Origin of the sequence: Flavobacterium sp. 38-13, assembly GCF_001899155.1 — a bacterium.
GTDB lineage: Bacteria > Bacteroidota > Bacteroidia > Flavobacteriales > Flavobacteriaceae > Flavobacterium > Flavobacterium lindanitolerans.
Genome location: NZ_MKVG01000019.1, coordinates 267,640 through 282,301 on the forward strand (window position 1 = coordinate 267,640; position 14,662 = coordinate 282,301).

The window sequence follows — 14,662 nt, forward strand, 5'->3', positions numbered from 1 at the left end:
AACATATTAATTATTTATTCTAATTTTATAGAATGCCAATAAGTTCAAATTTTACATCGATTTACAGCCGTGACTGGGAATTAAATTTTACCCATTGTACTCCTAACGGTTATCTTAAATATACAGACTTGTGCAACCTGCTCCAACTCACTGCAGGCGACCATGCCGATATTGGCGGTATCAGTTTTACGGATATGCAGCAACACAATCAGGCGTGGGTATTAAGTAGGATGAAATTGGAGATTGAATCGCTGCCGAAATGGAGAGATATTGTCACTGTAAAGACCTGGATAGTTTCTTTAGAGAATTCACGTTCCGTAAGGGCTTTGGAAATGCACGTTAACGGTAAAAAAGTGATTGGCTGCGAAACCTATTGGGCCGTTTTTAATACCAAATTACGCCGACCGGAAACTTTGGCTCTTCCACATGAGCATTTTGAAAAATATCCTGAACGATTGGCTACCGAAGAACGGGTAAAGAAAATTGACCTTCCGGATTCTATGAAAAAAATAGCTGAACGAAAAGTTGTACTTTCCGATTTGGATATTGTCAATCATGTGAATAATGTAAAATATCTGGAATGGTGTCTCGACCTTGTCAATCCAAAATCCATTCTGAAACAGCAATTGAAAAGCTTTGACATGAATTTCATGAAGGAACTCGTACTTGGTGATGAAGTAGCAATTGATGAAAAAACTGATGCGGACAAATCTATCTTTTCGATTACCAAAAACGGAAAACCTTGTTTTGCACTGGAATTGGATTGGAAATAAGCTAAAAATAAAAAAATTTCAAAAAGAACTTCCCCTTAATTTGGCTTTAAAAAAGCAACACAATCATTATCAAATAATTAGAAGAAATTGAATTTCTTAAATCGAAAATATTTTTTTCAAAAAATGAATTACACATTCCTTCATATTAACATATGTATATCTCAAACAGACGAAATAAGTGGTCTAATCTGATTTTGATTGATTCTAACACATAGACTGTAATATTAGATGTTTAATTGGACAATTATTGATATCTATATTTTAAAGACATGATTTAATATAGAGGAAACCTAATACTTATTGCTTTTCAGAGAAAAACGCCTGAACAAATCAGACGGTTTCATTTTTATAAGGCTACTATGGGCTTTATTATTACTCTTGTTTTGCAAATTCGGCTGGAGTTAATGTTTCTGTTTTTCTGATTTTATTATATTTTATTCCAAAAAACACTATTAATACCAACATCACTGATAAACTAACAAATGCAACTATTTTTATTATTTTTTTCATAAGTAATAGAATTTAACAACTTTTACATACTGATTCCTGAACACACAGATAATACGATTCCGCTTGTTTGTCTCTAGTTTCTTTATCCAAAGATGTAGGTTCCGGACATCCTATTGAACCTATTGCTGCTAAAATTCTACCCCAAAATCCACAACAACTCCAATCAACAGTACCTTTATCAGTCAATTTACAACATGCTCCCTTCGGACTTGTATTTGATAACTTCCTTGCATATTCCATCATCTCAATTTGACCATAATCTAAATACAAATCATGTGAAACATTATGCAGGGCTATATAATGCTCATCTAGTAGTTTTCTGTCCTTATTAATATCATAAGGCTCCATAACTTTTAAAATACTATCTAGCTGGTATATTCTTTTATCCTTCTCAAAATCAGAAATTGTTTTTGAATAAGTTCTTCTTGCCGTGTGTTTAAAGTCACTTTTATTAACAACTTGGTTAGAAACATGTGCATTTTTTTGTAAATTCTCTGATTCAGAGCAAGATAATAGCACTAATAGTACAGAAATAAAAAAGATTTTTAAAGATTTTTTGGCGTGTATCATAATTTTAAGTTTAATATGTATCAAATATAACATATTTTAAATATTTATAACTATTGAAACGTTTTATTTCAAAAATCTTTTCCAACAATTGATTATTCGCTTGGATTTACCATATATAACTTTCCATGACCTCTTTACTATTGCGGTCTGAAGTAATTTTTCAGTCCTTAGTTTGTCATTTTTCGATTGCTAGTTGTCTGATTTTTCATTTCTTTTAATTGAATTGTTTAAATTCAACAACTTTAAGTATACTTGATTATAGTTATAGGCAGACCAGTAAATCAATAGGTTATCATTCTTTATTTCAATAAAAGTAATAGAAGTATATTTATAAAAAAAAAGACCCTCTTGAATTAGAGAGTCTTGAAAGTTAAAACATATTTGTTTTAAAAAAAGCTCCAATTTCTTGAAGCTTTTCTCGTATTATTCTGAAACTTTGTTTTTGACTACCAGTCTAAAACCTTCACCGTGGATGTTCAAAATTTCTACATCCTCGTCTGCTTTCAAGTATTTTCTCAATTTTGCGATGTAAACGTCCATACTTCTTGAAGTAAAGTAGTTGTCATCACGCCAGATTTTTGTCAGCGCCAATTCTCTCGGCATTAAGTCGTTTTCGTGAACCGCAAGCATTTTAAGCAATTCGTTTTCTTTTGGGGAAAGTTTAATCGGTTCTTCGTCTTTATATGTCAAGAAACGTAATTTTGAATTCAGGTGAAAATTTCCAATCTGGAATTCAAATTTGGTATTGTCTGCTTTGCTATCTGAAGCCTTTCTCTGGATGATAGCTTTGATTTTCATCAATAATACTTCAGAGTCAAATGGCTTGTTCAAATAATCGTCTGCTCCTACTTTGTAGCCCTTCAGCACATCTTCTTTCATCGATTTTGCTGTTAAGAAAATCAAAGGAATGTCTTTATTTTTCTCTCTGATTTCTTTTGCTAAAGTATATCCGTCTTTATAAGGCATCATTACGTCAAGTATGCACAAATCGAAGGTATCTTTTTTAAATTTCTCGAAACCTTCCATCCCGTTTTTAGCCAAGGTAACCTCGAAATCGTTGAGACTCAGATAATCTTTTAAAATTGAACCAAAGTTAGGGTCATCTTCGACTAGGAGGATTTTCTTGTTTACATTTTCCATAGCTTAATTAATTAGTGGTAATTTTATAATGAAGGTGCTACCCTTCCCTTTTTCGCTTTCTACAAATATTTGACCGTTATGGTCGTCTACAATTCTTTTCACGTAGGCCAATCCCAAACCGTGACCTTTTACGTTATGCAAATCTCCGGTATGTTCTCTGTAGAACTTCTCGAAAATTCTTTTTTGAGCCGCCTTACCCATTCCTTGTCCCTGGTCTTTTACTTTAATCAGGATAAAGTCCTTGACATTTTCTGTATAAATATCAATTATCGGGGCTTCCGGCGAATATTTTATCGCATTGTCCAGAATGTTTACCATTACGTTAGTAAAGTGAACATCGTTGACCAGCGTTGTTGTTCTTGTTGCATTAAAATGCGTTCTTATTGTTCCCTGCCTGTCTTCAACAATCAAATTCACATGTTCTACGGCATCTTCAACTATCGTTTGCACGTCGATTGGGTCCTTAGTAATTTCGAGCTCTTTCTTCTCCAACTTGGAAATTCGGAGCACATTCTCAACCTGGGCATGCATACGTTTGTTTTCGTCTCTTATCATTTGAAGATAGCGGTGTACTTTTTCCTTATCTTCAATAATCTTAGGGTTCTTGATTGCATCCAAAGCCAGATTTATGGTAGCAATAGGTGTTTTGAACTCATGCGTCATATTATTGATGAAATCCGTCTTGATTTCTGAAATCTGGCGCTGCTTTATCAATTGGTTCAAAGCACTTGCATAGGCAATGATGATAATCAGGGTAAATGTGATTGACAAAATCGTAATTCCTATCAAATCTGTAAAAAGAAATTTCTTTTTTTCCGGAAAGCTTACCAGCAGTTGGTACTTGCTTTTTCCATCGCTATCGGTCAGGATAGGTGTCTGGAAAGTAGAATTCTTGTCAAACTTAAAATTGTCTGACCTGATTTTTGTAGCAAGGCCATCACTGTAAATACCAAATTCGAAAGGTGTCTTTACTTCATACTGCTTCAGTTCCTGTTGCAACATTTTTTGCAACTTTTCTTTTGAAACCCTGTCTTTCAAAGGTTTTGTTTCTGCAATATCTTTATAGAACATATCGAATTGTGCTCTTTCAAGCATTTCGATATTTCCAGATTTTTCAATTGTAATATCTGGAGTGGTATTTTTCTGGATGCCCGAATTGTCAATCGGTTTGCCTGAATATATTTCGGTTCGGCGTTTGGAAATAAAATTTTGCGCCTTAACCGAATCTTTTTTCTTATCAAAGAACGTCAGATTGATATTATAATCCTCTGCAATAATGTTGTTTGAATAAATTATAGTTTCGTTTGTAACTTTGTTCTTCTGCACAAGAACGAAGTCCAGCAATTGGCTTGGGTTTGGGTCTTTTCCAATGCTGTCACGCAAAATGTTATACTGATTTACAATTGTATAAGTTTCCTGCTGCTTTAATTTCTCTGAAACATTCCCTATAACCTGTTGTACATGGTATTTAAATTGTTCTTCGTTATTATTGAAAGATGTATTAATCAAATATAACTGAACCAAAATAATTCCTATCAAAGATAGGCTCATTAACACAACCAGTAAGCGAAACAATGTCTTATTCATCAAAAACAAAATTAACATTTTAACATTTAATCAATGAATACATTAACCAAACATTAACATCTAATTCATAAATTATTGATTTCTTAATAGGGTAATTATGTTTTCTGCAGATTGTTTTGCTTTTTCCAATTCGATGTTTTCGATTACAAAATCGCTCATAGACTTTTTTGTCTCATCATCCCATTGGTGTGACATTCGCTGTTCTACAGCTTCTCTTGTCACAGCATCGCGCTTCATGACTCTTTGTATGCGGTTTTCTTTCGGAGCTGTGACCAAAATAATTTTATCACAGTCTTTATAGCTTCCACTCTCAAAAAGAATAGCAGCTTCTTTAACCACCAGTGGATAATTGTTATGCTGTTTTACCCAATTCTGAAAATGAAGATAGACTTCGGGATGGATGATGGCATTGTATTTTTTAAGTTTTTCCGGGTCCTGAAAAACCAGTGCCGCTATTTTTTTTCTGTCGATTTTACCATTTTCCAGTATATCATCTCCAAAAAGGGCAATAACCTTAGCAATTACATCGGCAGTATCGAGTATTTTTTTCGCCTCGGTATCAGCAATATAAACCGGAATTCCGAGTGATTCTATATGTTTGGCAATAGAACTTTTTCCGCTTCCTATTCCCCCTGTCAGACCGATGATTTTTGTCATGATGTTGATAATTTATTTTTTAAAAAACAGCTCCGGAAATACTTCCTGAGGTTTCTTTTTCAGCACTTTGATATTCCAAAACGATTTCAGAAAGCCCGTGCCGTAGCCATAAAACTGTGTTACTACTGCTATCAGGGAAAAGAATCCTATTTTCAGGCTTTTATTCTGAAAAGTGGAAACAATAAAAATCGCTAAGAAATAAAAACCATATATGGCCAGAAAAATGCCTGTCCAGAAAAAAGAAAATACCACCGAAGCAAGGAATCCCAAAAGAAAGAGCGTTGGAAAGAAAAAGGTCAGCTTACTGTATTCCGGATACCAACTATCCAATATGGGTCTGGCCTTGCCGAACTTGTTTACCTGTTTGTAGAATTTTGACCAATCGATTCTTCTTTTATGATAGACATAGACTTTTGGGAACAATCGTGTTTCAAAATTCATTTTCCAAAGTCTTATGGAAAGGTCGGGGTCCTCTCCGGGATGGATGTTCCCAAAGCCCTGGCTGGCCTCAAATGCTTTTTTAGACAATCCCATGTTAAAACTTCTGGGCTGGAATTTGTCTATTTTTTCAGAACCTCCGCGAATTCCTCCAGTTGTCAAAAATGAGGTCATGGAAAAGTTGATGGCTTTCTGTATGTCTGAAAAGCTGTCTAGAGCTTTGTCAGGACCTCCAAAACAATCCACATAATTCAGTTCCAATGCTTTTTCTGCTTCTGACAAATAATCCTGCGGGAGAATACAATCAGAGTCCAGAATCAGAAAATAATCTCCCTGGGCTTTTCTCATTCCAAAATTTCTGGAATCTCCCGGACCTGAATTTTCTTTGAAATAGTACGAAATGGTGAGTCTTTCCTGGTAAGTATCAATAATATGTCGGCACCGAATAGTAGAACCATCCTCAATTACAACAACCTCAAAGGGCTTGTCGTATTTCTGCAAAACCAAACTTTGTAATAATTCGTCGATTTCGTCCGGCCTGTTATAGACCGGAATTATAAAAGAAAATTTCATACGGAATTTTAAACTTTAACAAAGATAACTTTTATAAACAAAAAAACCATCCCGTTAGAGGATGGCTTTTATAGCTTTTTAAAAACTATTATTTTTTGACAATCTTTACATTTTTCATCACATTGCCTATTGCCGCTTTCAAAATGTAGGTACCTTTTGGTAGTTGTGAAAAATCAAGCTGTTCCTGCATAGCATCTAATTTTTTTGAAAAAACTCTTTGCCCTAAAAGATTATAGATTTCCACAGAATCAATGTTTTCAGAAGCTACCAGATTTAACCTGTCTGATACCGGATTAGGATAATATTTAAAAGCGATCGCCTCAAAATCATCAGTTCCCAGGTTAATTCCTGCCGTAACAGCAAGCCTGCCACTACTTTCACAGCCATTTATGGTTTGTGATGCATAATAGGTTGTACCACTCACCAATATTGTTGATAATGGCAGTCTGTTTCCATCTGCATCATACCAAATGATATCGCTTCCGTTAACAACAAAATCAGCCAACGTCTGTCCTGTTACGAAATCCTGTACAGGACTACCGGTTGGTTCCGCTACAGTTCCGCTACAAATTATTTGTCCATGAGAAAAATATCCTGAAAAATCAGACACTCTGATTGATGAATAAGTATACAAATTGTCTGCGGCAACTATTGAAGCCGGAGAAAATACCGCATATTCGCCATTTGCTGTTGCTGATTTCAGCATTTTACTGTTTGTGGTTATGCCTGCATCTACTATCCTGACATTTGCATTCAGTAAATTTGCGTTTCCGGCAATGAGTAAGGCTTCCCAACGGTTATTGGAAAGTGATGAAACATTTGACGGGAAAGTTCCTGAATTTGCCACAAATGCCTCTCCTTTTATTTGTAAAGCACCTCCCGATGTTGACGGGTCAATATAAAATGGCAAATAACTTCCGTCTTTTCCAACCGGATAGATTGTCACATTAGAATACGTACCTACTGCCGTTCTGTTGTTACCGAAGGTTCTTGCCAAAGGTCCGTTGATATATGCTGTAGCAGAGCCACCTGCAATATCACCAGCCACAGTTGCCGTTCCAACCGTTAGTAAATTAGTATTTGAAGTATTTACCTTGCCTTCATTAAGAGTCAGGGTTCCGCTTAATGATACAGGCGAATTTAAGGTTACACCCGCCGTACTTCCGTTATTGAACACCATATTTGTAAAATTAGCGGTAGGCGAAGCCGTAAGATTTCTTATGATTCCGTTGTTAGTAAGCTGCTGTAAGTTTAAGCTTGGGCCAAAAGCCACCGTTGATTCGTTTACGAATCTTGCGTTTGCAAAGAAAAAACCTGTCGTTGACGTGAGTATACCTCCTGTATTGACCATTGCGTTACCATTTAAATAGACGGTAGAAATACGGCACTCGGCACCATTATTAATCGTAAGGTCTCCATTAACCGGAACCGGATAGGTACTCGTAAGATAACGATTTGTTCCTTCCGGACCTTCTACAATGACATTTCCTAAAGGCAAACCTGTTACCGTTGCCCAGCAATTTACCCTGAATCCGTTTGTGGCATTACCGCCAGATTGTGCCGATACACCATCACCGAATCGGATTGTATGTCCGGATGTCACATTTACAGAGCCATCAAAAGCTCCATCAATCCTTAAAACATCATTGGCAGTTGTTGAAGCATGCGGGTCGACTATTGTGAGTATTCCTCCAGTCCAATTCAGGCTTTCAGAATCTTCCGGAATGATGTTGATGATTCGGGTTCCATTAGGCACACTGGTTGCAGCATTACCCGAATTTCCATCCACATTGATATTCCCCCCACTTTGAGAAAATACCGAACCAAAAGAAGTCGAAATATTACCGTTCACATTCAGGGTTCCGGCAGTGACTTCTAAAACTCCCAAAACATTTAATGTATTGTTATTGTCTGTACATCCCACAACCAAATCACCTCCGGAAACCGAAAGCTTACCTCCAAGTGAAACCGTAAGTCCCTTGCAGCTATTTCCGGCTGAATTTATACTCACGGTATGGTTAGGTGCAATGCTTACTATTTCATTACAGTTAGGAACGTTTCCTTTGCTCCAAATGGCAGCATTGTTCCAGTTTCCACTTGCTATTGAAGCATTAGGCGTGTCCGCAAAAGCAAGGCCAATATAAAGCGGTGATTGGGTTAACTGCGCCAATGTCAATCCTGTTCTTTGTCCCATTGGAAGGTTTGTCCCGTTGAGATGTGTTCCTTCGACTGCTGCTGTTTCCCTGATAATCCTGCTGTTTCCATTGGAAGCCAAATAAGCATTTTGTCCAATAAGCGCGATGTTGTATGTAGCTGAAACAGGCACAGTGCCCGGAGTCGAAAACGTCCAATTCCCGTCATATTTTGAATCCAGCACATAACCGGAATCAGAAATTGACGATGCAGAAGTTGTAGCTGCATCAACATATTTACAAGCTATCTGCCCTCCTGCTGTTGGCGTGACACGCTGTACATAGGCAGCCCTGTTAATTCCGGTACCGCTAATAAAAGGATATCTGCCTAAAGCGGCCGTTGGCTGACTTCCAGCAGTCAATGCAGTTCCGGTAGCCGTATTTGCCCACCATCTTGAAAAAGTTCCAGACACAAATCCTCCGGAAGTGTAGACAAGTGCTCCAATGGCATTATTTCCTGTTCCAGCAGCTACTCCCGTACCTAAAATCAGCGTATTGCTTCCCAAGGCCACTTTTCCTTTGGTGAAAGTAAGATTACCACCTACTCTCAAATCATTAAAGTTCCAGGTTATTACTCCTGTAGAAGAATTGTTGAATGTGAGGTTCCTGATGAGATTGTTTGTAAATGTACCTGTTCCTCCAATTGTTTGAGGAATTATACCGTCAAATGTCAAAATATTATTAACTGCCGTTCCTTTGGAAAGGTCAATATTACCATTATTTGTCAGATTTCGTGAAACCACCAGGCTTTTTCCTGTCGTACCGGCAAAAGCATCCAGATTACCTCCCGTGTTGACCAACAAATTACCCTTTACCGCAAAAGTAGCAGCAGCCGTTGCATAGTTCAGGGTTCCGTTTATGACAAGGTCGTTTATGGCTAAATTATTTACGTTAAGGGTTACTGTTGTTCCTGTTGAAACAATTGCATTGTCTGCGCTAGTCGGAACCGCATTTATATCCCAGGTAGCGGGAAGATTCCAGTTTCCTGACGCTACCGATGTAAAAGTCCTTGGCGGATTGGATATCATAGAAACCTGATCGATTGCTGCAGGCGGATTCACGACATCTAAAATATCAGATTTCCAACTGAATACGAGCTTATAAGAATTTCCCGGCACAACAGCAAGAGAAATATTGGCGGTACTCCAGTTTGTAGAACTTAATTTATACAATGTTCCTATTTGATAGTTTGGCGGTATCGGAACCCCAGATACAGGATTGTAAGAGGAAGGCACCAAAAAGGCTTTCATATTATCCCAGTCATTGGTTCCTGTTCCTTCACCTCCAACTTTCCATCTAAAGGAAAGTGTAATTTTAGGTTCGTTGGCGGGAACGGTTATATTCTTATACAAATGGATTACCGAACTTGTTTGCGAATATTGCCAGGTCGCACCTCCTGTTGACGATACAAAAGCACAGTTTGTTCCAGCTCCTGCAACAGGAACATTTCCAACATTCCAGCTATCAACAGAGGCATTTACTGCATTCCATCCATTGGCAGCTAATGTATTTCCATTTTCAAATCCACCATCTGTAGTTGGATTTATTAAAGTAGTCTGGGAAAAAGTGCTTGTGGAAACTAATAGCAATAAAAATTTTAAGAATAGTTCTGCTTTTGCTCTTTGTGAGATAGGGCCAAAGTAATTTTTTTCCATAAGTTAATTATTTGGGGTAAAATACTTTACGAAAGTATAAAAAAAGCCACCAAAAAAGGTGGCTTTTCATAATATTTTGACGAATTGATTATTCCTTAACGATTTTTAATGTCTTAACCTGATTGCCAACATTTACTTTTACCAGATAAGTTCCACCTGCTAAAGCTGACATATCAATCTGGCTTTCTGTCGCATTGATTTTCTTTGAAAGAACCTGCTGTCCTAACAAATTAAATATGGCAACATCAGACATGTTTTCTGTATAAGACAAATGAAGCCTGTCTTTAACCGGGTTAGGATATACTTTGAAGCTCATATTATCAAAAGATGTCGTCTTCAAAGAAGAATCATAGGCCGATATACCAAAACTTCCCGTACTGTCATTTGAATACTCATAAACTCTCAAATATAATGTTGAACCTGGAGTCTGTCCTGATAATACAACTAAAGAATAAGCTCCTTCACCACCATCATCATCACAACCCACCTGAACTAAAGAACCGCAAGCTCCGGAATATACGGTAACCACCGTATCCAATCCGCTTGCACCTGTGCTTGAATTTCCTGTTTCAATAGTCAGGTTACCACTAGGCGGTACAACTACAGAGAACCAGACATCACCACCGGAATATCCGTTACAGTTTACCGGTACAGTTTCTGTAGAACTTGCTGTAGCTCCAACATTGGTTCCGTCTGTTGGAACAAAAGTTGCCGTAGGCGTTATGGCTACTGCGTTAGCACAATTATCATTTACCGGAGGACAAGCTGTCTGGTTTTGTGCCGGGCTTGTCACTACACAGTTTGCATCCTGATTGTTTGCTACTGTAAGAATTACGGATGTGTTATTTGGATATGGCCCGAATTGAACCGTACCTGCAGCCGTTACCTGTTGTGCCGGACTTGATTGATTGTCTGTAACAGTCAAAGAAGTTGCCGTACCCAAACTTGTTATGTTTGCATTAACAAAGAATCCTGGTGAAACGGCACAGTTTGATGTTCTGCTGAATGTAACTGCTGGAGCTATACAGGTATTTTCCGTAATATTCAAGGTATACGCAAAGCTTTGTGGCGATGGAAAAGTGGAAAGAACAATATAGTATGTTGTTCCGGCAGTAACAGAAAACTGATTGATTTCCCTATTCCCGATATCGCTTCCGGAAGCACAGGCAACAGCTGCCGTTCCAATATCACTACAACTTGTATAGACTAAGATTCCTGACCATGCTGCTGCTCCTGGAATTCTTATGTTAATTGATGTGTTGGTTGTTGGCGTATAAGCATATACAACATCATCACCATTCAAATAATAGTTTGAAGTACCAGAACAACCTGAATTTCCTCCATTTGGAAAATCATAATCATCACCATACAGGTTCGTATTATCGGTTGTGGTATATGGCAAGCTTGTCACTACAATTGGATTTCCACATACAGAACCTACCGGCGGCACACCTATGCAAACATTAAAAGTTGAAGTAGCCCCTGTGTCTGAAGAATTACTAAATACCCTTACATAATAAGTAGTACCTGCTGTTAATCCTGAGGCAGTACTCACGTCATTATCACTTACATATCTGCTGATTAAACCTCCTCCGCAAGTTCCTTCCAATACTTCATGCACAAGATCTGTTGGAGACCCGGCCACGTTCAAAAGCGAAATTTTATGTACCGCCTGGGTAGCTACAAATTTATACCAAACGTCATCATTTGGAGTACCTACACCATTATCTCCTTCTCCTGAATCTGTTGCCGAAGTCAGGTTTCCTGGCGAAACTGCGGCACAACTAGCATTTGGATTTACGGTAAGCGTTACAGCTCCGGAACAATTATCATTTGCAGGTGGGGGTGGAAATGTTCCCACACAAAGGTCAAAAGTTGTATTCGCATTAGTATTGGCTCCATAGCTGAATACCCTTACGTAGTATGTAGTTCCCGGAGTAAGACCGCCAATAGTGCTTGTGTCAGGGTCACTTATATTCAAGCTGATAAGACCGCCTCCACAAGTTCCTTCCAATACTTCATGTACTAAATCGGTCGTATTTCCAACTACATTTGAAAGCTGGACACGGTGTGTTGTTGCGGTAGCTACAAACGAATACCATACGTCATCATCCGGAGTTCCGGCACCATTATCCGGCTCACCGGAATCTGTTGCTGATTTAAGTGTACCCGATGTTTTCACAGTACATAATAAATTTGAATTTACCGTTAATGCTATTGCTGCGGAACAAATATCGTTCGCCGGACTGGTTGTAAATGAAACCGTTCTCCAAGGACTTTGAGTAGCAGTACAGATTGTTCTTAAATGAAAATAATAGGTTGTGCCTGGTGGCAAACTTGAAGTTGAATAGGTATTAGCTGTTATTGATGTACCGGCACCTGAAGGATCCGCACTCGTTGTATTCAAAACATATTCAAAACCTGTAACTCCTGCGGTAGCATCCCAGTTGATTGTAGCACCACCCGGATTCAATGAGGCTACAGCCAATCCTGTTGGCGCACCGCAAGCAATTGAACGAATTGTTGGCGAGCTGAAACAAAAACCATAATTCCAATCCGGACCGGCAAGATCGTCATCATAAAAAATACGATATCTGAATCCTGTTAATTGTGCCGGAGTAAAAGTAGAAATGTTAAGCCCTTCGGTTAAATAAGTTGTTTTGGGGATAGTACAAAAGTTATCAGTTATACTAGTATTGTTACCAGGAATTGAGCTTGAACCCCATGGAACCCACGTTGAAGTAGCTGCATTCCAGTACTCAAATCTCAGAACATCATTATCCAAATAACGATATCCATATTGCACTGTTATTTCTAATGTGGTCTCACCAGCTGTGAAAGCCGGCGTCAGATTGATTACAGGAGATTCGGCCGCAATATTATCATCATGCGGATTTCCTGCATCATCATCGTCATAAGCAAAAAAGGCTGTAGTTCTTGGATCAGATTCGAAAGCATTAGGATCCGAATTGTAGGTGCCCGTTATTGTCCAGGCGGGGTTTGGCCAGTTCGCTGATTGGTTCAGCGTCTGGGAATTGACTTGCCAGCATAGCAGGACAAGCAATACGTAGATTTTCTTCATATTGTTTAAAAGTTTAGTTAATACACTGCAATATAACCAATTATTTTAATATAATTTTAAGATTTGAAGAATAAATATTTATCCTTAAAAATGCCTTATTTTGCTATATTCTTACCAAAAAACATTAATTTAAAAACACATCTACGTTCAATTTATTCTTGTTTTAGAATGATAAAAGCGGTCTTAAGGAACCGCTTTTTTAAAATATAATAAAACAAAAAATCCCGGCTACTTTAGCTGGGATTTTTATTTTAAAAGTTATCTCAATTTATTAATTTATTGTTTGATTACTTTAATTGTCTTAATCTGATCGCCTACAGCAACTTTTACCAAGTAAGTTCCTCCTGCCAGGCTTGACATGTCAACAGAAGCATCTGTAGCTCCGATTGTTTTTGTAAGTACTTGCTGTCCAAGTAAATTAAAGACAGATACATTAGAAATTTCTTGTGTGTATGACAAGTTCAATACGTCTACAACAGGGTTTGGATATGCTCTGAAGTTATTATCCTTAAATGTAGTAGTGGTTAATGAGGCATCATAAGCTGAAATTCCAAACGATCCTACAGAGTCGTTGCTATATTCATATACCCTAATATATAATGTAGCTCCCGGAGTCTGTCCTGTTATAGCTACTTTGGAGTAGCTTGTACCACCACTGTCATCGTTGCAACCTAGCTGAACCAAAGAACCACAAGTTCCTGAATACACCGTTACAACACTGTCAAATCCGGTTGCCCCGGTACTTGAATTTCCTGTTTGAATAGTTATGCTTCCGCTTGCCGGAACAACTACGGAATACCATACATCTCCTCCGGAATATCCACCACATATTGTTGGCGCAATTTCTGAACTTGCAGTAGCACCCACATTTGTTCCGTCAGTAACGTTACCAAAAGCACTTGTAGGTGTTAATACTATAGCTCCTGAACAATTATCATTAACCGGAGGCGATGGTGGTACAGTAACACAAACCGTAAATGTAGTAGATAACGTAGAAGCATAAGAATAGATTCTAAAGAAATAAGTATTTCCAACAGTCAGGCCGGTCAAATTTACAGGTGAGTTTGGAGTATCCTGACAAACTATTGAAGCACCTCCGCATGAATCGAATACCTGCGTAACAATATCTGAAGTACCACTTCCTGCTACATTCGTAATTATAATACTAAGTGCAGTTTCTGTAGCAACAAATTTATACCAGACATCATCGTCAGCCGTTCCCGCGCAACCTGGCAAACTTTGAGTCGCTCCAACTGTAGTTCCGTTAACCGGTGAAGAACAGGTCACAGAAGTACCGGGAATCAATAAAACTGCGTTAGCACATTCATCATTTACCGGAGGACAAACTGTCTGCGTTTGTGCCGGACTTGTCACCACGCAATTTACATCCTGATTATTTGCTACTGTAAGAATTACTGACGTGTTGTTAGGATATGGCCCGAATTGAACCGTACCTGCAGCCGTTACCTGTTGTGCCGGACTTGA

At 38.1% G+C, this 14,662-nt stretch carries 10 protein-coding genes; 1 reads left to right on the top strand and 9 read right to left on the bottom strand.

Annotated elements, in window-relative coordinates:
* The first annotated feature begins 32 nt into the window (after positions 1-32).
* A complete protein-coding gene (locus tag BGO88_RS14520) occupies positions 33-773 on the top strand; it encodes an acyl-[acyl-carrier-protein] thioesterase (RefSeq protein ID WP_273237877.1) in 741 nt (246 codons plus the stop codon).
* A gap of 372 nt (positions 774-1,145) precedes the next feature.
* On the opposite strand, the gene BGO88_RS14525 is transcribed toward BGO88_RS14520, so the two are convergent.
* The 9 genes from BGO88_RS14525 to BGO88_RS14565 form a co-directional block, all read right to left on the bottom strand.
* The gene (locus tag BGO88_RS14525; RefSeq protein ID WP_277014002.1) at positions 1,146-1,283 is read right to left on the bottom strand and encodes a hypothetical protein; all 138 of its coding nucleotides are present in this window, start codon (positions 1,281-1,283) and stop codon (positions 1,146-1,148) included.
* 12 nt (positions 1,284-1,295) lie between these two features.
* Entirely contained in the window at positions 1,296-1,853 is a 558-nt protein-coding gene (locus BGO88_RS14530; RefSeq protein WP_286707347.1) for a hypothetical protein, read from the bottom strand.
* Positions 1,854-2,276: 423 nt separating this feature from the next.
* Entirely contained in the window at positions 2,277-2,993 is a 717-nt protein-coding gene (locus BGO88_RS14535) for a response regulator transcription factor (protein ID WP_056065849.1), read from the bottom strand.
* 3 nt (positions 2,994-2,996) lie between these two features.
* Complete coding sequence (locus BGO88_RS14540; RefSeq protein WP_056066722.1) at positions 2,997-4,580, bottom strand: sensor histidine kinase; 1,584 nt, start codon at positions 4,578-4,580, stop codon at positions 2,997-2,999.
* Positions 4,581-4,652: 72 nt separating this feature from the next.
* On the bottom strand, positions 4,653-5,237 hold the full coding sequence (gene coaE / locus BGO88_RS14545) for a dephospho-CoA kinase (protein ID WP_286707348.1): 585 nt from the start codon (positions 5,235-5,237) through the stop codon (positions 4,653-4,655).
* 12 nt (positions 5,238-5,249) lie between these two features.
* Positions 5,250-6,248: a glycosyltransferase family 2 protein gene (locus BGO88_RS14550; RefSeq protein ID WP_286707349.1), complete on the bottom strand. Its 999-nt coding sequence runs from the start codon at positions 6,246-6,248 to the stop codon at positions 5,250-5,252.
* Positions 6,249-6,336: 88 nt separating this feature from the next.
* Positions 6,337-10,095 carry a T9SS type A sorting domain-containing protein gene (locus tag BGO88_RS14555; RefSeq protein WP_286707350.1) on the bottom strand — a complete coding sequence of 1,253 codons (3,759 nt, stop codon included), beginning with the start codon at positions 10,093-10,095 and terminating at the stop codon, positions 6,337-6,339.
* Positions 10,096-10,183: 88 nt separating this feature from the next.
* Positions 10,184-13,177 carry a T9SS type A sorting domain-containing protein gene (locus tag BGO88_RS14560; protein ID WP_286707351.1) on the bottom strand — a complete coding sequence of 998 codons (2,994 nt, stop codon included), beginning with the start codon at positions 13,175-13,177 and terminating at the stop codon, positions 10,184-10,186.
* Positions 13,178-13,453: 276 nt separating this feature from the next.
* Positions 13,454-14,662 (bottom strand): T9SS type A sorting domain-containing protein (locus BGO88_RS14565; protein WP_286707352.1); only part of this gene is annotated, 1,209 nt, incomplete at its 5' end.

Bases quoted from the DNA above. Each gene is read 5' to 3' on its own strand.
- BGO88_RS14520 (WP_273237877.1), top strand. From the start codon at position 33: ATGCCAATAAGTTCAAATTTTACATCGATTTACAGCCGTGACTGGGAA.
- BGO88_RS14525 (WP_277014002.1), bottom strand. From the start codon at position 1,283: ATGAAAAAAATAATAAAAATAGTTGCATTTGTTAGTTTATCAGTGATG.
- BGO88_RS14530 (WP_286707347.1), bottom strand. From the start codon at position 1,853: ATGATACACGCCAAAAAATCTTTAAAAATCTTTTTTATTTCTGTACTA.
- BGO88_RS14535 (WP_056065849.1), bottom strand. From the start codon at position 2,993: ATGGAAAATGTAAACAAGAAAATCCTCCTAGTCGAAGATGACCCTAAC.
- BGO88_RS14540 (WP_056066722.1), bottom strand. From the start codon at position 4,580: ATGAATAAGACATTGTTTCGCTTACTGGTTGTGTTAATGAGCCTATCT.
- coaE (WP_286707348.1), bottom strand. From the start codon at position 5,237: ATGACAAAAATCATCGGTCTGACAGGGGGAATAGGAAGCGGAAAAAGT.
- BGO88_RS14550 (WP_286707349.1), bottom strand. From the start codon at position 6,248: ATGAAATTTTCTTTTATAATTCCGGTCTATAACAGGCCGGACGAAATC.
- BGO88_RS14555 (WP_286707350.1), bottom strand. From the start codon at position 10,095: ATGGAAAAAAATTACTTTGGCCCTATCTCACAAAGAGCAAAAGCAGAA.
- BGO88_RS14560 (WP_286707351.1), bottom strand. From the start codon at position 13,177: ATGAAGAAAATCTACGTATTGCTTGTCCTGCTATGCTGGCAAGTCAAT.